This is a genomic window from Neorhizobium tomejilense, from assembly GCF_964254135.1.
Lineage (GTDB): Bacteria > Pseudomonadota > Alphaproteobacteria > Rhizobiales > Rhizobiaceae > Neorhizobium > Neorhizobium tomejilense.
The window spans coordinates 159,301-175,202 of the sequence record NZ_CAXUSO020000002.1 but is presented as its reverse complement, the minus strand read 5'-3'; the positions used below and the strand labels follow the sequence as shown (position 1 = coordinate 175,202).

Sequence of the window (15,902 nt, the reverse complement as noted above, 5' to 3'; positions counted from 1 at the left end):
TTATGCATAGAATGGATGGGCGCCATCGCCGGCGGTCGTGCTGTCATAGGTCAGGATCGGCACGGGCTGGTCGTGGATGAAGGGTCGCGGCTCTCCGCCGACGGTGAATTCGCCGGCATAAGAGAGCACCAGTGTTTCGCGATCCGGCGGCGTAAGGCTCAGCGCCTTGCTGTCGGTGTCGAACAAGACGGAGGTGGCGCGGATACGTTCGACGAAATGACGGAAAGCGGCTTCGTCGCCCGCGCCCACCACCGCCGCCCAACCGGTGAGGGCACCCTCGGAGCGCACCTCGCGTCCGGCGGTCGCGCCGTCGGTCACGAGTTCAAGTCCGTTCGTCGCATGGAGTGCCGCAAAGCCCCGGCCCGAGCGGGCCAGGAGCCAGTTTCCGTCCAAAACGACCTCGTCGAGGCCGTCGCGACCGAGATAGGCATGGGTCCAGGCATGGCGCGTGCCTTCGGTGTCGGCGATCAGCAGGGCGACGTCGCGATATTGCATGACCCGCGGCAGAACGCCGTTGCCGGCCCAATAGGACGGGCGCTGCGTGCCCCAAGGGTCGTCTTCGCCGGGATGGTTGACCCAGAGCCTCGCCATCGGGTGGCCGGCAAGCCGAATGTCGAGCACGTGCTGCTGGTGGCCCCGCCGGCCGGTCTTGTGATCGACCACGGTCGAGAGCTGCGAGGCTTCCGTCTTGAAGAGCACGAGCCTGCCGCTTTCGAGCCCCTGCGCGTAACGCGCTTCTATCGCGCGTCCGGGCGCAAGCTGGGCAAACTCCAGCAGGTCGGCCGGCGGCGCGTAGGAACCGGCGCAGAACATCGGCAGGGACGCGACGCCGCCGTTCAGCCAGCCGCTGCCGAACGCCACGCGGGCGAATGGCGCCAGTTCCGTCAGAGGCCCGGCCCGCAACTCCTTGTCGTAGGCGCGTCCCTGCGAGCCGGCGGGAACGCCCGCCAGAGTGTGCAGCGCGATCATCGCGAAGATCAGATCCAGCTGATGGCGAGCGCGCGCGGCGATATCGTCTCCGCCCCAGCGTTCGAGGGCGAGCAGACCGATGAAATCCACCGGATAATAGGCTGCGGAATTCCATTCGGCGAGGCCGTGCGCCTCGACGCTGTCGAACCAGCGGCGAAGCCGGCCTTCCGCCAGCCGCGCCTGCTCGCGGCCCGTCCTGCCGGAAGCGGAGAACACCGTATCCGGCATCAACCTGCCGGCGATCAGCTGGCTCGTGTGGAAGCACAGGACATGGTTCTCGCTCCAGAACCACATCACGTCGTTGCCGGGCTCGTCCACCCAGTAGCGGTAGCCGGCGACGGAGGCGCGGATGCTCTCCGCCGTCTCCCGTGACAGGACATGCTCATATTCGCCGAGAAGCCAGAGGAGCGGCACCATCACGAAATCCGAGCAATCCTCCCGCCGGTCGATGATCTCGAGCGTGGCGGCGATGATCCTGTCCGTCGCCTCGCGGTCGATCTCGCCGGCTGCAGCCATGGCAAGCACGCGGCCGATCCGCTCGGCGCCGAAACGGGCGCTGAAGATCAGCGCCTCACGCTTGCGCTCGGCAAGCGTGGCGGCGGCTTGCGGCAGGACGAGGCCGCTCATGAAGGCGGCGTCGATATGGCGGGCGACGGCCGCAGCGCCGGAACCGATCTTCAGCCTGATGCCGTGATATCCGTCCGGCAGGCCTTTGATTGCGGGAGCGACAAGCCGTGTCTCGGCGGCACCCAGCATCAGGTCCGCCGTCGCCAGCACGGCCCGGTCATGACCATGGCTGTCGACCTCGATGCCGACGGGCAGATCGGCCCCCGGCGGGGTGTCGAAGAGGATTTCCAGCGGGCGATCGACGAAAACGTCGACGGCGGGCCGGATGGCACGCGCGAGGAGCTCGAGCCGCCGGACCTCCTGCCGGTCCAGCGCGGTCGGCAGGGCGATGTCCAGCGGTTGGGTATCGGCCAGTTCCAGCTCGAAGAACCAGATCGTGTCGCGCTCCGCCAGGTCTTCGGTCAGCACAAGGACGTCGTTGTCGCCGGCCTTCAGCGCCAGGACGATCCCCGTTTCGCTCTCGACATTGCGACGGAAGGGCTCGAACCGCACCTGTTCCTCGCCGTTGACCCAGATCCGCACGCCGCCGCAGGTTCTCAGCCGCATCGGGACGTGGCGGGCAGCCTCGGGGCGGAAACTGCCGCGCAGCCAGCGGCCGACATGGGTGGGCACGTGCCAGAAGCCGGTGAACTCGACGCGGCGGTTCGGCCCCGGCAGGTTCAGGGAGGCCGGCTTCCAGTCGTGCTCGGCAGGGATTTCCCGTCCGATCATCTGTGCCTGGAAGGCCTTCCGGCAAGGCAAGTCGCCGACATCCACGAAGCCGTTGATGAAGCGGTAGTTGACGCGATCTTCCGCCGGCGCCGGTTCACCTGGAAAATACGCCTGGCGCAAATCCGAGACGACCCACGCGGTGACGGTTTCGCCCGGGGCGACATGATAGCTGGCACCGCCGGAACGGCCTGCGGCTGCAGGTGAGTGCTCCATGACTGCCTCCCTCAGATCATGAAAATCTTTTCATAAATTGAAACTCGCCCGTCAGCTTTGTGAGCAGTTTCGAATTTAGCGCGACAAGACAGCTTGACGTTTGGATTGTCAAGCTTCAAAAAGGAGAAATTCGAAGGAATATCCGAAAGGAAATCTTCCGAATTGTGAAAATATTTTCATTGGGAGGATGAAAAATGCAGAGACTTCTATCCGGGATAAGTGCGTTCGTATTCTCGGCCTTCGCTCTTTCGGGCGTGGCCATGGCGGACGCCAAGACCATTACGTTCCTGTTCACCGACGACGACCAGGCTTATGTCGAGCGCATGGCCGCCTTGAGCAAGGAATTCGAGGCGTCACATCCCGACGTCAAGATCAATTTCGTATCGTCCGGCTATGACGCGGTGGTCAAGCAGCTGCCGGTCCAGCTGGCGGCAGGCAAGGGTCCGGATCTCGCCAAGATCACCGATTGGCAGCTGGCGCCCTATTATCTCGACATGCGGTCCCACATGAAGGACCCGGAGGCTTTCGCCAAGCTCCACGGGGACAGCCTCAACCAGCTCCGCCTGCCCAATATCAACGACCCGAAGTCGATCAACGGCTATGTCGCGTCCCAGACGCTGAACCTGCCGTTCGTCAACAAGACCTTGTTCGAGCAGGCCGGCGAGCCACTGCCCGGCCCCAAGGCCACGCTCAAGGAGATCGTCGAAGCTTCCGCCCGCGTTGCAAAGGCGACGGGCGCGCAGATCCCCTTCACCATGGACCGGTCGGGCCACCGTTTTTCCGGCGGCGCCTATTCCTACGGCTCGGTCTATGTGAAGGACGGCAAGTTCAATTTCCCGGATGCAGGTGCGCGCAAATATATCGCCGACCTCTATTCCTGGACCCAGAACGGCAGTTTTCCCAAGGAGATGTGGGGCGCAGCCGGCGGCTCGCAATACAAGAACATGGGCGATGAATTCGTCAACGGCAATGTCGTCACCTACCTCGCCGGCAACTGGATGGTGAACCCCTTCCAGAAGAAGATCGGCAACGCGTTCCAGTGGACGGCCATCAACGCGCCCTGCGGCGATGCGGGTTGCTATGCAATGCCCGGTGCGACCGCGATCGTCGGTTTCAAGCGCACCGAACATCCCGAAGCGGTCGCGCAGTTCATCGAGTTTCTCGGCTCCGAGAAAGTGCAGCGCGAAATCGCCGAGACCTATGTCATCCTGACGGGCGCGGACATCAAGAACCCGCAATACAAGATCTCCAGCGACGACGCCAAGGCATCCATGGCGGTGTTTCTGGACAACAAGAAGAACGTTCCGCAGGCCGCGCGCGATTTCGAACGCATGAAGGGCGGGACGGCGATCTACCAGCAGATCGTCCAGCGCATGAGCCAGCTCATCGTTGGCGAATTGAGCCTGGAGGAAACCTACAAGAACCTCGAGGCCGACGCCGGCAAGATCAACGAGGCTCTGGCGGTTAAGTGACGATCCGGCATGCCGGGTGGCGACGCAACCCGGCATGCCATACCAAGACCTAGGCTAAAAAGCGCATCTGGCTCAGGGGGCTCGGCTGCCTCTTTCAGACTGAACGACTAGGGGCCCGCCCGGGCATCAATGTCCATATTCGTCTGCGGGCTCACTCGTTGGAAACGAACGACAGTACTGACCTGCGAACGGCTGTTGACGCGGCACGCGCGATATCGACCAGCGCCGTTCGAACGCTGCGGATGCTGCGTCGCGAGCAAAACGCGAAGCTGCATTGGCCATGTAGCAGCTGGTGCCCTGGGTCGGGAGCGAAGACGACCTACGCAAAATCGCAACGCCTTCGAACGATGAACTGCAGGAGGTCGCCGATGAGCTCGCCGAACTGGCCTCAGCAGTAGAGCAAGCGACGTCACTGGCCCGCCGCCTTGGCGACGAGGCCGCATTGCGTGCCATTGAGATCGAAGGCCTTAGAGTCCGCCCGAGAATTCACGAGCGGCGTGCGATCCGTCTCACGAGGGTGATGATGGATGCGGCCGCTTCAGGCAGCCCGCGAAGCATTTGCCCATATCGAAATTGATCTGGAGCGCTGGGAACGCAAATCGACTCTCGATGATCTCGACTGGCGCAAGCCGTTCTCGCCGTCAGACCTGGTGGTATCGTTGTCTCACAACAGAATGTGCGTTTGTCCGCCTTTCGGCGGAATCGGTGGGACTTTCCGCCAGATAGCCGCCGTCAAATGCCTGCCTGCGTTGCGGAAATTACGATACCCGGAGGTGTACCACACGCGACACCCTGAGCTCAGGGACCCTGAATTCGCGTTCTCCTTCGAATATAAAACTTCCCGATCGGGGTGAATCTACATTTCCAAGGGCGACACTTCCCGATCGGTAAGGATGGCATTGAAACTCAGGAAATCTTCCTGTACGGTAAGCCGATACAGGAGATGCTCGATGTTCAGATCCGCACGCGATTTCGGCGCTGCCGTCAGGGAAAAACGCAAAGGTCTCGGCTGGACCCAGACCGAGCTTGCCACCCGTTCCGGTACAGGCGAACGTTTCATCGTCGAGCTCGAATCCGGCAAGCCTAGCTGCCAGCTCGAAAAGGCGCTGATCGTCGCACGCACGGTCGGTATCGAGATCGGCGACTTGAAGACAGCCCAACCCTCGTTGACCGCCATGGAAGATGACCTCGGCTTCCTGCCGACTTTCGGTGATGGCCGATGACAACCATCTTCTACGAAACCTTCCTCGTTGGCGAGATGACGTTCGAGGGGGAATGGCGGCTCGACTACGATCCGTCATGGGAGGCGCGCCGCTCGGCCTTCCCTATCTCGCTGACCATGCCGCTACGATCAGGAGCGGTCGGCGCGGACAGGCTGCTGCCATGGCTCGCCAACCTGCTGCCGGAAACCCATCTCGCCGAGATCGGTCAGCGGCTGAAAGTGTCTCCCCAGGACATCGTGGGCCTGCTCGGTCACATCGGTCGCGACACGGCCGGAGCGCTGTCGATTGGCGAACCCCGCAAAGCGGGCGTCAACCTGCAGCCCATTCCGGACGACGAGGCGCTGGAGCGAATCCTCAACGAGCTTCCGTCCAAACCCTTCCTGGTCGGAGAGCGAGGGGTCTCCATGTCGCTTGCGGGCGTACAGGAAAAGCTACCCGTCTTCGTTGATGACAATGGCGCTATCTCGATCCCGGTCGATGGCACGCCATCGACCCATATCATCAAGCCAGACACCAACCGTCTGGCTGGAAGCGTCGAGAACGAAGCCTTCTGCCTGGCCCTTGCACGGGCCTGCGGACTGGAAGCGGCCGAAGCTACGATCGGCATAGCCGGCAAACGGCGCTATTTGCTGGTGAAGCGCTATGACCGTTTTACGGATCCACAAGGTGAGATCCGCAGGCTGCACCAGGAAGACCTTTGCCAGCTAACGGGTCATTTTCCATCGCAGAAATACGAGCGATCCCAGACGGGCCGCGGCGTGACATTGAAGATGCTGTTCGATGCCGTCAGCGATCTTGTTTCCCCCGCCGAGCGCCTGACGCTTCTCGACGCAGTGATTTTCAACGTACTGATCTGCAATTCGGATTCGCATGCAAAGAACTACTCCATCCTGATCGGTGCCGGCGGATCTGCGAAGCTGGCGCCGCTTTACGATTTGATGTGTGCGGCGGTCTACCGGCAGGTTGATCAGAGCCTGCCTCAAGGCATCGCCGGGCGTTTCATCGGGCCTGACTTGAGGCGAGCAGATTGGCAGGCCTTCGCTGAGGAGGTCGGGTTGAGCGGTGCCTCGACTATCAGGCGTGTCCAGGAGCTTGCGGCGGTAATTGATGGCTTCTGCGAAGATGTCGCGAAGCAGATCGTCGACACCGCTGGCGATCCGACGAGAGTCCTGGAGCGCATCACCCATAATATTCAGAAGCGATGCAGGCGAATTCAGGCGCAGATTCGAGCCTGAAACGAGCTCGAAACACAGCATCTCGGTATAATCGGCTGGGATCTTAGAATATCACACGAATTCAAAGATTTCGAAAAATGCCTTTGAATTCCCTATATTTTCCCGCCGCGAGCGACCGTGGGTGCCACCTTTGCCGGTTAGACGGTGACGTTGACCACCGACAGCTCAAGACAGATCAGGTAAAGCTGCGGTCACTTCCAGAGAAGCCGCCATTGTGGTTGGGCGCGGCGCTCACCAAGCGGACCGCAACCTGGCTTGGAAAGTGGGCAGACGGGCTGGTGACAGTTCGGAAAGCGGCGAACGAAATGAAAAGGATCGCGGAGGTATTCCAGGCAAACGGTGGAGCGGGGAAACCCCTTGCCCTCCAGCTCAGGTGTCCTGGGCGTCCACAATCGATGAGGCGCGAATGGCCACCTGGCAGGAGAGGCGCAATGCGGCGGTCGAGCCGGATTTGTTAGCTGAGCTTAAAAGCCCTGCGGAATTCGATTCGGCATCACGCGATGTGGCGCCCGAGGAAATAGGCAAATTCATTCCCTTGATTACGCGCGGAAATGAACTGGTCGAAGAATGCGCGACGTGTGGCTTTGCCCAGATTTACATCCATAACGTATCTCGTAATCAACATGAGTTTGTAGATTTCATGGCCGAGCACGTATTCAGCGAGCTGAAGCTTCGGTTCGCACCACCACCGCGGCCGTCATCACCTCTCGCCAATGCGAGATTGCACCACCTGGCACGTAATTCGATATCTGCGGGCATGCACGAAGCACCATACCCAACGAAAAGTCTTCGTCGGCTCGGCAAGTGGTTTCCGTTTTACCGCTGCCCTCTCGCAGGGACCCGCCAAAGAAGGCGCTCAACCGCGCCAGCCGCCCTCAGCCGGCTCACCCAGCTGCGGCGCCGACGGCGGTCATTGCGACAGCCAGCAAAGCGATGATGATCAGCAGCCAACGCGCCTGATACACGCTCTCTTCCATCGGAACCTCCTTTTTCGAGACGCCTTGAACCCGCAATTGCGGTCCAAGTTCCGCCTTCGCGACCTCTTCCTCCTCGCTCCGGACCTTGGTCGGTGTCGCCCGTGGCCCAAGGTCTCAGCCTGGATAGGACTGAAGCCCGAGGTCGGGAACACGCGCCGTCGAAAGCGAGTTTTCTTCGCAGCTTCGGAAACGCTGTTCGCGGTCGGAAGCATGTGGAAACTCAAGGAGATAAGACATGAACGTTGTTACACGCGCGGCATTTGCCGCGGCGCTTCTCGCGGGCACTACACTGTCAGCCTTCGCCCAGACCAGCAGCACTGTCGGCACCGGAGGGACCAGTGCCGGCGGCGGCACGTCCAGCAGCACGGTCGGGACGGGCGGCAGTTCTGCCGGAACCAATTGCGCACCCGGCACCACCAACTGCGGCACCGGTTCCGCCTCGACCCTGGGCACCGGCGGTTCTTCTGCCGGCGGCGGCCAGTCGAGCAGCTCGGTTGGCACCGGTGGGTCGGCGGCAGGCTCGGGCAGCGGCTCCGGCTCCGCTTCGACGCTTGGCACCGGCGGCACGTCCGCAGGCGATGGCCAGTCCAGCAGCTCCGTTGGCACCGGCGGGTCGGCGGCAGGTTCCGGCAGCGGGTCGGGCTCCGCTTCGACGCTTGGCACCGGCGGCACCTCGGCCAAGGACGGCATGTCGACCAGCTCGGTCGGAACCGGCGGCAGCGCGGCTGGCGCGGCCGGCCTTGAACACGGTCAGGGCAAGAAGGCATGTCCTCCGGGCCAGGCCAAGAAAGACGGCGCTTCCTGCTAGTCCCACCCATCGGACGGGGGCGGATTGTTCCGCCTTCGTCCTAATCAATAGGAGAGCCGAAATGACCTCGGCATCATTCGCATACAAGGGCAGTTTCGCACTGCCGCTGATCCTGGCGACCATTACCGCGATCTCGGCCTTTGCCACCGAAACCATCAAGCTTGACGACGGCACCATCTGCACCATCATCGAAAGCACGGGCTCGACCGGCAACGGCACGTCGACATCGGTAACCGCAGGCGGCGGCAGCGTATCGTCCTCGACGACAATCGACGGCAAGACAACGACGACGCATTCGGGCGGTGGCTCGGCTTCGTCCAGCGCCGGTTCATCCGTCACAACCGGCACGGCCGGCAATCAGGCATTTTCGACGGCAAGCGTCACCAAGCCTGATGGGACGGTGATCACCCGCCGGTCGGACGGCACCTGCGACGTAACCCCGCCTCGGAAATGAAGGAGATAGACATGTCGAAGAAAATATCCCTGGCGTGCCTGGCGCTTATGGCCTCGGTCGCCACCACACCCGTGCTTGCACAGGACTGCAACTCGGCCGGCACGGTCGGCTCCGCCGGCAGTGCCGCCGCAGGCGGCACATCGGCGAGTACGCTCGGCACTGCCGGAGCCTGCCAGACCGACGACGGCACGACGGCCTCGATCGGCTCTGCAGGCAGTGCGGCGACGGCCGATGGCAAAGCCCAGAGCCAGACCAAAGTTAACGAGAACCCGAACCAGCTGAAAGCGCAGTCGAAGGCGCAGGCCATGGACCAGGGCACATTCAGCAAGTCGCAGACGAAAACGCGGGTCAAGGGTGATGAACTGCAAAGCAAGACGCGCAGCATGTCCCATGTCCCGGGGCAGAAGCCGGTCAAAAGCACCACCGACAGCAACGTGGTTCTGCCGCCGCAGTGACCTGGAAACGACGAATCGGCTCCCACGAAAGAGCGGGAGCCGACCCTCGGCTCGCGGCATGATCTCGGCCTGCGCCCCCCGCGAACCGGCAGCATCCGCCTTTCGGCGCAGAGGGCAAATTCACCGGTTTTAATCAAGGCGCTGTGGAACCGGACGCCTGGGCATTTGGCTTCCTCAATACACAGATGCTGACCGCATCGACCAAAGGGAGGATTGGATTGCACACGTTCCACACGTTCGCTGCCGCTCTCCAGAAGATCGTCTTGGGTAAGGCGCCGGAGCAGCCACACGCCGGAAAGGCTGATCCGCATGGGTGCCGGCAACTGAAACTTCGGCTCCGATACACTTTTTCCCGCAATTAGGGAGCAACTGCCAGCAGATCCCCACAGGCCCTGTCCAATACGGAATTCTTCAAAGGACTGCGATCTCCCAGGCTTCTTGCTGCACGTGCTCCGCGAGGCACTGGCTTCCATTGGTCAGGGTCACTCGGCGATTATTCGTTCGGCCCATTCCACATATTCTTCCAGCCGTTCCAACGCTCTGTCAGCATCTCCTCTGGTCTTGGCTCGAGACCCGCACTGAACTTCATCCTTCTGTTCGAGAAGCGATGCAAGGTTTCGGGCTTGGGCTTCCGGTAGTCGGTTTCCTAAAGCCGCCTGAAGCAGCTTCACCACCGCTTGGTGATCATCTTTGTTGGTCTCGCCGATGTACTTGCCGGTGATGACATCGGTGAATGCGATGGCGCAATTGATGATCGTTGACATGGACGGATTGCCTATGTCGCCAGGATCCGCCACGGCGTTGCTGTTTCTCGCATCCTTCAAGAAGCCTCTGGCGATGACGAGCCTTCCCCGGACAAACGTTTCGTCGCGTTTTTTACTCGGCCCCTTTCTGACCATCCCCGTTCCCTCTCAACAATTCTTGAGCCACGTCTTCTGGATGTTTCTTTTCGCTCGCAGGCGAGGAACTGAATGCCGGCTTGGGGCTTTAAACCGCGCAGACTTCGGAGGATGACGATGGACGAAACTATTTTTGAGCAACTCGGTACCATGAGCCAACAGCTGCACAAGCGCGCTCTCGCGTTGTCCCACCAGGGGAAGGACGCGGACCTCGCTATGCTGATGTCGGCACAGGCCGTGACGATGGAAGCGGTCAAATCCCTCGGGGAAGCACTGAACAGGATCAATGGGCCGCTTGGGCTTGGGGCAGCGGGAGACTAGGCGGCGCGTCTTCCTGTTCTCCTTCGTGCAATCCCTTTCAGGGCCATGACAATGCCGGCCGGAACTTTCCAACGCGACGGCAGGTTGGGCTTGCAGGAGGAGAACGAGATGCACCGCAAACCCGACCACCCACATGAACTGGCGTTTTACATCGGGCTGAACGCGGCGCTTGGCTGCTTGATTATAGCCAGCGTCTTGCTCGCGGCAGCGGCGTGAAGACGAGTTCGATCCGGGAGCCGTCGACCGCTCCCGGAGAGCGCCATCAGGACATCCCGGCATCGGGCGGGGAACTATTAGCCGACCAGCCTGTTGGAGCCGTCATGACCGACACGTCCAGAAAAGCCGGCAACAACATGATGAAATTTGTCACCGCCATTCTCGCGGCCGCACTTGTCATCGGTGCAGTCTATTTCTTTTTCCTGACCCCCGGCGAGCCCACGGGTCCTCAAACACCGCCGTCTCCGCACGCCATCGACCAGACGAAGTGATCGACTTATGAAGCCAAGCGACACGCCAAGGAGTAAAACACCGACGGGATTGTCGCCGTCGGCGGATCCCGAACCCCAAAAGAAGCGAAAAGTCATCGCCGGCCGCGGCCTGATCATGTTTATCGCGGGCGTCGCGGTCGCAGCCTTCTGTCTCTACGCGTTCATCGCGCTCTATGGGATCTATGCCGGCACCTGACGCTAGCTGCACCCGCTGCGCCTTCCTCCCTAGCGCGGGGAAGATGAGGCGCAGGCCGTTCAAATTGCCGCGGTCCGGGTTTCAGATCGGTAACCACCCCAGCAGCTAAGCCCACGCGCATTCTTATCATATGATAATTGTGATCAAAATTCGCATCAATACGACACGCCGAGGAAACCCGAAAAATGCCCGACCGGAATCCGGGACATGCACGCGTGCCCGCCACGGTGCATTGCTGGTCAGAAGACGTCCCCAGCCGGACCTTCGTCTCGCTGGAAAAGGCCTTGGCCTATTGCAGAAAGAATATCGGCGAGCTTCCGGCCATCGAGCTCTTCGTTCATTGCGGCCAGATCCCCGAACCGATTATCAGCGGTGACGAGCTTGCAGCCCTGATAAAGGCAAAACGGCGCAACCTGATCTAACGGAGCTTGTTCGAGTTCAGCGCAACGTCTGCGAGGCAGGCGACGATCCGACTTTGGCAGATGTCAGCTTGCGACATCAAAGGTGACTGGCTTTGTCTTGTTAAAACGAGCAGGAACGGTTATTCGCCATGGCAGACTTGAACCGGGACCTGCCATGCTCACGCTGAAATCCACCTTTACCGCGCTGTTGATCGCTGCTGCATCCAGCTTCACTGTTTCCTCGGCATTCGCTTCGACGAAATATCCCCTGGCCATCGAAAACTGCGGCGCGCAGGTCAGCTTCCAGAAGGCGCCCGAGCGGGCAATCGGGCTTGGCCAGAACAGCGCCGAAATCCTGCTGCTGCTCGGCCTCCAGGACAAGATGTCCGGCACCGCCTTCTGGCCGAGCAAGGTTTTGCCGCAGCTTGCCGAAGCCAATGCCAAGGTCAAGCTTCTGAGCGTCGAATTCCCGACCTTCGAATCGATCCTGGCCGAGAACCCGGATTTCGTGGCCGCCGCCTTGCCAAGCCTGGTCGGCCCGAGCAGCAAGGTCGCCAAGCGTGAGGACTTCGACAAGGTCGGCGTCCCGTCCTATCTCTCGCCCAGCACCTGCCTCAGCACCAAGGAGGTCAAGGACCAGTACGGCAGCCGCGCCCAGCTGTGGAACATGGATCTGCTCTACAAGGAAATCGACGAACTGTCGCAGATCTTCGATGTCGGCGATCGCGGCCAGGCATTGATCGCCGATTTCAAGGCGCGCGAAGCCAAACTCCGCTCCAGCGTTTCGAAGGACGGCAAAAGCCTCTCCTACGTCTTCTGGTTCTCCAGCCCCAGCCCGTCGGCTGATGCTTATCTCGGCGGCAAGAACGCAGCGTCCGGCTTCATCGCTGATGTCCTGGGCGGCCGCAATGCCGTCACCGCCGAAGCCGAATGGCCGACGCTCGGCTGGGAAAGCATCATCGCTGCCAATCCGGACGTGATCGTCGTCGCCAATCTGGACCGTAACCGCTGGGAACTCGACAAGCCGGAAGCAAAGATCAGGTTCCTGACCACCGATCCGGCCGTCAGCCAGATCACCGCCGTGAAGAACAAGGCAATGGTGGTGATGGACGGTCAGGCCATGAACCCGACCGTGCGGACGATCTATGGCGCCGAACAAGTGGCCGACCAGTTGAAGGCCATCGGTCTTCTGAAGTGACGGAAAAGCGCCGCCCTCTTCAGCAGCTTTTCGCCTTCGCAGCCGTGCTGGTGGCTTCGCTTGCAGCCATCGGTCTCGTCGTCGGCATAAGCGTCGGGATCGGCGATCTGCCGATCCCGCTCGCGACGACCTTTTCTGCGGTCACCAACCGGCTGGGCTGGACGGCGGTGGCGCTCAACCGTATCCATGAGACGGTCATCTGGGACTACCGTCTCAGCCGGGCGCTGGTCGCGGCCTTTTGCGGTGCGGGCCTTGCCCTGTCGGGAGCGATCATGCAGTCGCTGCTGCGCAATCCGCTGGCCGAGCCCTATGTTCTCGGCATCTCCGCCGGCGCGTCCACCGGCGCCGTCGCGATCGTCATCCTCGGTGTTGGCGCAGGCGCGGTTTCATTGTCGGCCGGGGCTTTTGCCGGCGCCTTCGCGGCCTTCTTCTTCGTGGCGCTGCTATCCAACGGCACGCGCGGCGGTGCGGACCGCACAATCCTTGCCGGTGTCGCCGCTTCGCAGCTCTTCAATGCCTCGACCTCCTACATCGTCACGACGTCGGGCAATGCCCAGCAGGCGCGCGACGTGATGTTCTGGCTGCTTGGCAGTTTCGGCGGCGTGCGCTGGCCGGAGCTGACGCTGGTCTCGATCATCGTCGGCATCGCGCTGCTGGCCTGCCTGCTTTATGCCCGCGTGCTCGATGCCTTCGCCTTCGGCGATGAGGCGGCGGCGGCGCTCGGTGTCAATGTCGCGCGCGCACGCATCGTGCTTTTTGCCCTGACGGCGATGATGACGGCGACGATCGTCAGCATGGTCGGCTCGATCGGCTTCGTCGGCCTCGTCGTACCGCATGTGGCGCGGTTTGCCGTCGGGCCACTGCATGTCCGCCTGCTTCCGGCCTGCGCCGTTATCGGCGCCGTTTTCATGGTGGTGGCGGACATTGCGTCACGTACCCTCATCCCGCAGCAGGTCCTGCCGATCGGCGTCGTCACCGCGCTGGTCGGCGTGCCCTTCTTTTCGATCATCCTCTACCGGTTCCAACGCGCGTCATGAGCATCAAGACCGAGAACCTCACCTGGAAAATTGGCAGGAAGACCGTGCTCGAAGGCGTTTCGTTCGCGGCACAGCCGGGCAAGACACTCGGCCTTCTGGGACCGAACGGTTCGGGAAAAACGTCGCTCCTGCGTCTGCTCGCCGGTTTGAAACTGCCGCATTCGGGGTCCATCATGCTTGAAGGCAAGGATCTCAAGACGATCGGGAGGCGTTCGATCGCAAGAAGGGTCGCCTTCGTTGAACAGCATGCCACGACCAATGCCAATCTGAGGGTCGTCGATGTGGTGAAGCTCGGGCGGTTTCCGCACCGGTCGATATTTTCAGGCTGGTCGCTCACCGACGACGACGCGGTCGAGACCGCTCTTCTACGCGCCGGCATGGCCCACAAGCGCAACGACCGCTGGCAGTCCCTTTCCGGCGGCGAAAAGCAGCGGACCCATATCGCCAGGGCGCTGGCGCAATCGCCGAAGGAACTCATCCTCGACGAACCGACCAACCATCTGGATATCCAGCATCAGATCGGCCTGATGCGGCTGGTTTCCGGCCTGCCGATGACGAGTATCATCGCGCTTCACGATCTCAATCATGCAGCGATGTTCTGCGATCAGCTGATCGTCCTGCAGAACGGCAGGATCGTCGCCGGCGGGGCACCGGAAGAGGTGCTGACCGAAGCCCTGCTGAGGGACGTATTTTCCGTCGAAGCACGGGTAGAAGCCTCGCCGCACCATTCGCGACCCCATATCCACTACCTCGCCTGATAATTTCTGAGAATCCAGCCTACGAGGAGTTTCGACCGAGCGGTCTCCACCATGAGAGCCGAAGGCCGTTACGCGAACGCCGGCTGGAACAAACAAACCCTTGTCATCGTTCGTTGGTCACCCGGAACCGGAGGGCCCGACATGAAACCTCTTCTCATCACGGCAGCGGCCGTTCTTTGCCTGTCTGCCAACCTGACACTCGCGCAGGAACCGCCTAACGCATCTCCCAATACCCCGCCACAGGCTGAGCGGGATCGCGCCCCGAACGCACCGCCGCCCGGTCCTCAGGGACCGGCCGCGGACCGGGACGGAGACGAGTGGCGGATGCCGCCGATGGCCGACCGTCGAGCGCCACGGGAGCGCGGCGCTCGTTTCCGCATCGAGAACGGGCGGACCACGATCGACCTGCGCTGCGCCGACGGCGAACCCACAAAGGATTGCGCGGATCTTCTCCTGCAGGTCTTGGACCGGCTTGAGCGAGGAACGTCTTCGAACGATTCCGACTCTCGCGACGACGGCCGGGACCGCTCACGTTATCGCTGAGGCCGGCCGAGACCAGAGGGAACCAGATTGGTCCCTGTTCAAACCGCCTCGCCGCAACTTTGGTGGAGGACAGTCTGTCGGGACTTGCGCGGACGCCCGCAAAGGCCGCCCGCGATCAAACGTACATAAGCTGAAGCGCAGATGAATGCGGACTTCAGCAACGGTTCAAGGATCGCGCCGCAATCTGTCAGCGTGTGCACTCTGGAGGAAACCGATGCGCAGGATAGTCTTAGCGGCCAGTTTGATCGCAGCTTGTCTTTTTGGAGGCGCGGCAAATGCCATGCCGATCGGAACCATTGCCGTGCCGGCAAAACCAACCGCCGAAAAGGTCGATTGGGCTTGCGGCCGCGGTTACCACCTGAACCGGTGGGGCGATTGCCGCCCCAACCGCTGGCGGCCGCCGCCGCCCCGCTACAGCCATCGGTGGGACCGGCGGGATCGATGGGACCACCGCGGACCGCCTCGCTGGGAATGGCGTGGTCATCGCGACTGGCGCGATCGCCGGGATTGGCGTTGATACGGGAAAGCCCTTCTGCTCTGCAGAGGGGCTTTTTCTCGATGGGAATTCGGCGACACGCTCGGCTGAGCCCTATAGAGCCTGATGCGGGCAATATCCCCTCTCACGCGACAGCGGAATTTGACGGCAGGGGTTGAATTTTAGCCACTTCTAACGAACATTTCCCAGCTGGGAGCGTTTTATTGTTAGGAGGAAGCGTCATGAAGAAGGATACCAATCGGCAGGTCAGAATTCCTGGGCCACGCGACCACGACGTCGCCGAACACTGCCGCAGAAACGGAATGCGGCTGGAGGACGAAAAAAAGATGTTAAGGCTGCTGGGAAAACACGCTCCGGTGCACGAGATCCACTCGAACTCGCCGCCACGACCGCCGCGGTTCCGCTAGGCAAAAATCAACGC

19 protein-coding genes and 1 pseudogene are annotated in these 15,902 nt (G+C 61.7%); 17 read left to right on the top strand and 3 right to left on the bottom strand.

Annotation, left to right across the window (positions count from 1 at the left end):
* Positions 1-2,520, bottom strand: coding sequence for a hypothetical protein (locus ACSQ3G_RS23640; RefSeq protein ID WP_436111915.1), 2,520 nt, complete (start codon positions 2,518-2,520; stop codon positions 1-3).
* 194 nt (positions 2,521-2,714) lie between these two features.
* Between ACSQ3G_RS23640 and ACSQ3G_RS23635 the strand changes: the two genes are divergently transcribed.
* The 4 genes from ACSQ3G_RS23635 (at position 2,715) to ACSQ3G_RS23620 (ending at position 6,450) form a co-directional block, all read left to right on the top strand.
* Positions 2,715-3,992 (top strand): ABC transporter substrate-binding protein, encoded by a 1,278-nt coding sequence (locus ACSQ3G_RS23635; RefSeq protein ID WP_436111914.1) that lies wholly within the window; start codon positions 2,715-2,717, stop codon positions 3,990-3,992.
* Between the two features lie 527 nt (positions 3,993-4,519).
* A complete protein-coding gene (locus tag ACSQ3G_RS23630) occupies positions 4,520-4,846 on the top strand; it encodes a hypothetical protein (protein ID WP_436111913.1) in 327 nt (108 codons plus the stop codon).
* Positions 4,847-4,942: 96 nt separating this feature from the next.
* A complete protein-coding gene (locus tag ACSQ3G_RS23625; protein ID WP_105420958.1) occupies positions 4,943-5,215 on the top strand; it encodes a helix-turn-helix domain-containing protein in 273 nt (90 codons plus the stop codon).
* The gene (locus ACSQ3G_RS23620) at positions 5,212-6,450 is read left to right on the top strand and encodes a type II toxin-antitoxin system HipA family toxin (protein ID WP_436111912.1); all 1,239 of its coding nucleotides are present in this window, start codon (positions 5,212-5,214) and stop codon (positions 6,448-6,450) included. The genes ACSQ3G_RS23625 and ACSQ3G_RS23620 overlap by 4 nt, the downstream gene beginning before the upstream one ends.
* 674 nt (positions 6,451-7,124) lie before the next feature.
* Here the strand turns inward: ACSQ3G_RS23620 and repC are convergent.
* Positions 7,125-7,235: pseudogene (repC, locus tag ACSQ3G_RS23615) on the bottom strand (replication initiation protein RepC); the annotation flags it as partial.
* A gap of 427 nt (positions 7,236-7,662) precedes the next feature.
* On the opposite strand from repC, the gene ACSQ3G_RS23610 reads away from it, so the two are divergent.
* The 3 genes from ACSQ3G_RS23610 (at position 7,663) to ACSQ3G_RS23600 (ending at position 9,144) form a co-directional block, all read left to right on the top strand.
* Entirely contained in the window at positions 7,663-8,235 is a 573-nt protein-coding gene (locus ACSQ3G_RS23610) for a hypothetical protein (RefSeq protein WP_436111911.1), read from the top strand.
* A gap of 61 nt (positions 8,236-8,296) precedes the next feature.
* Positions 8,297-8,689, top strand: a complete 393-nt coding sequence (locus ACSQ3G_RS23605) for a hypothetical protein (RefSeq protein WP_436111910.1) — start codon at positions 8,297-8,299, stop codon at positions 8,687-8,689.
* Positions 8,690-8,700: 11 nt separating this feature from the next.
* Positions 8,701-9,144 (top strand): hypothetical protein, encoded by a 444-nt coding sequence (locus ACSQ3G_RS23600; RefSeq protein WP_436111909.1) that lies wholly within the window; start codon positions 8,701-8,703, stop codon positions 9,142-9,144.
* A gap of 482 nt (positions 9,145-9,626) precedes the next feature.
* Here the strand turns inward: ACSQ3G_RS23600 and ACSQ3G_RS23595 are convergent, their stop codons facing one another.
* Positions 9,627-10,043: a hypothetical protein gene (locus ACSQ3G_RS23595; RefSeq protein WP_436111908.1), complete on the bottom strand. Its 417-nt coding sequence runs from the start codon at positions 10,041-10,043 to the stop codon at positions 9,627-9,629.
* Positions 10,044-10,160: 117 nt separating this feature from the next.
* On the opposite strand from ACSQ3G_RS23595, the gene ACSQ3G_RS23590 reads away from it, so the two are divergent.
* From ACSQ3G_RS23590 to ACSQ3G_RS23545, 10 genes are all read left to right on the top strand, one after another.
* On the top strand, positions 10,161-10,364 hold the full coding sequence (locus ACSQ3G_RS23590) for a hypothetical protein (protein WP_436111907.1): 204 nt from the start codon (positions 10,161-10,163) through the stop codon (positions 10,362-10,364).
* A gap of 320 nt (positions 10,365-10,684) precedes the next feature.
* The gene (locus ACSQ3G_RS23585; protein WP_436111906.1) at positions 10,685-10,852 is read left to right on the top strand and encodes a hypothetical protein; all 168 of its coding nucleotides are present in this window, start codon (positions 10,685-10,687) and stop codon (positions 10,850-10,852) included.
* 7 nt (positions 10,853-10,859) lie between these two features.
* A complete protein-coding gene (locus ACSQ3G_RS23580) occupies positions 10,860-11,048 on the top strand; it encodes a hypothetical protein (protein ID WP_436111905.1) in 189 nt (62 codons plus the stop codon).
* A gap of 185 nt (positions 11,049-11,233) precedes the next feature.
* The gene (locus tag ACSQ3G_RS23575; RefSeq protein ID WP_436111904.1) at positions 11,234-11,470 is read left to right on the top strand and encodes a hypothetical protein; all 237 of its coding nucleotides are present in this window, start codon (positions 11,234-11,236) and stop codon (positions 11,468-11,470) included.
* Between the two features lie 154 nt (positions 11,471-11,624).
* Complete coding sequence (locus tag ACSQ3G_RS23570; RefSeq protein ID WP_436111903.1) at positions 11,625-12,647, top strand: ABC transporter substrate-binding protein; 1,023 nt, start codon at positions 11,625-11,627, stop codon at positions 12,645-12,647.
* A complete protein-coding gene (locus ACSQ3G_RS23565) occupies positions 12,644-13,684 on the top strand; it encodes a FecCD family ABC transporter permease (protein ID WP_436111902.1) in 1,041 nt (346 codons plus the stop codon). Before ACSQ3G_RS23570 ends, ACSQ3G_RS23565 begins: the two co-directional genes overlap by 4 nt.
* Entirely contained in the window at positions 13,681-14,442 is a 762-nt protein-coding gene (locus ACSQ3G_RS23560) for an ABC transporter ATP-binding protein (RefSeq protein WP_436111901.1), read from the top strand. The genes ACSQ3G_RS23565 and ACSQ3G_RS23560 overlap by 4 nt, the downstream gene beginning before the upstream one ends.
* Before the next feature lie 141 nt (positions 14,443-14,583).
* Positions 14,584-14,985 carry a hypothetical protein gene (locus ACSQ3G_RS23555; RefSeq protein WP_436111900.1) on the top strand — a complete coding sequence of 134 codons (402 nt, stop codon included), beginning with the start codon at positions 14,584-14,586 and terminating at the stop codon, positions 14,983-14,985.
* Positions 14,986-15,130: 145 nt separating this feature from the next.
* Complete coding sequence (locus ACSQ3G_RS23550) at positions 15,131-15,502, top strand: GCG_CRPN prefix-to-repeats domain-containing protein (protein WP_436111899.1); 372 nt, start codon at positions 15,131-15,133, stop codon at positions 15,500-15,502.
* A 200-nt stretch (positions 15,503-15,702) separates the two neighbouring features.
* The gene (locus ACSQ3G_RS23545; protein WP_436111898.1) at positions 15,703-15,888 is read left to right on the top strand and encodes a hypothetical protein; all 186 of its coding nucleotides are present in this window, start codon (positions 15,703-15,705) and stop codon (positions 15,886-15,888) included.
* The last annotated feature ends 14 nt before the right edge of the window (positions 15,889-15,902 follow it).

Excerpts from the sequence above, each read along its gene's own strand:
- ACSQ3G_RS23585 (WP_436111906.1), top strand. The coding sequence starts at position 10,685 with ATGACCGACACGTCCAGAAAAGCCGGCAACAACATGATGAAATTTGTC.
- ACSQ3G_RS23560 (WP_436111901.1), top strand. The coding sequence starts at position 13,681 with ATGAGCATCAAGACCGAGAACCTCACCTGGAAAATTGGCAGGAAGACC.
- ACSQ3G_RS23620 (WP_436111912.1), top strand. The coding sequence starts at position 5,212 with ATGACAACCATCTTCTACGAAACCTTCCTCGTTGGCGAGATGACGTTC.
- ACSQ3G_RS23555 (WP_436111900.1), top strand. The coding sequence starts at position 14,584 with ATGAAACCTCTTCTCATCACGGCAGCGGCCGTTCTTTGCCTGTCTGCC.
- ACSQ3G_RS23600 (WP_436111909.1), top strand. The coding sequence starts at position 8,701 with ATGTCGAAGAAAATATCCCTGGCGTGCCTGGCGCTTATGGCCTCGGTC.
- ACSQ3G_RS23635 (WP_436111914.1), top strand. The coding sequence starts at position 2,715 with ATGCAGAGACTTCTATCCGGGATAAGTGCGTTCGTATTCTCGGCCTTC.
- ACSQ3G_RS23605 (WP_436111910.1), top strand. The coding sequence starts at position 8,297 with ATGACCTCGGCATCATTCGCATACAAGGGCAGTTTCGCACTGCCGCTG.
- ACSQ3G_RS23640 (WP_436111915.1), bottom strand. The coding sequence starts at position 2,520 with ATGGAGCACTCACCTGCAGCCGCAGGCCGTTCCGGCGGTGCCAGCTAT.
- ACSQ3G_RS23545 (WP_436111898.1), top strand. The coding sequence starts at position 15,703 with ATGAAGAAGGATACCAATCGGCAGGTCAGAATTCCTGGGCCACGCGAC.
- ACSQ3G_RS23575 (WP_436111904.1), top strand. The coding sequence starts at position 11,234 with ATGCCCGACCGGAATCCGGGACATGCACGCGTGCCCGCCACGGTGCAT.
- ACSQ3G_RS23590 (WP_436111907.1), top strand. The coding sequence starts at position 10,161 with ATGGACGAAACTATTTTTGAGCAACTCGGTACCATGAGCCAACAGCTG.
- ACSQ3G_RS23630 (WP_436111913.1), top strand. The coding sequence starts at position 4,520 with ATGCGGCCGCTTCAGGCAGCCCGCGAAGCATTTGCCCATATCGAAATT.
- ACSQ3G_RS23580 (WP_436111905.1), top strand. The coding sequence starts at position 10,860 with ATGAAGCCAAGCGACACGCCAAGGAGTAAAACACCGACGGGATTGTCG.
- ACSQ3G_RS23550 (WP_436111899.1), top strand. The coding sequence starts at position 15,131 with ATGCGGACTTCAGCAACGGTTCAAGGATCGCGCCGCAATCTGTCAGCG.
- ACSQ3G_RS23570 (WP_436111903.1), top strand. The coding sequence starts at position 11,625 with ATGCTCACGCTGAAATCCACCTTTACCGCGCTGTTGATCGCTGCTGCA.
- ACSQ3G_RS23595 (WP_436111908.1), bottom strand. The coding sequence starts at position 10,043 with ATGGTCAGAAAGGGGCCGAGTAAAAAACGCGACGAAACGTTTGTCCGG.
- ACSQ3G_RS23625 (WP_105420958.1), top strand. The coding sequence starts at position 4,943 with ATGTTCAGATCCGCACGCGATTTCGGCGCTGCCGTCAGGGAAAAACGC.
- ACSQ3G_RS23610 (WP_436111911.1), top strand. The coding sequence starts at position 7,663 with ATGAACGTTGTTACACGCGCGGCATTTGCCGCGGCGCTTCTCGCGGGC.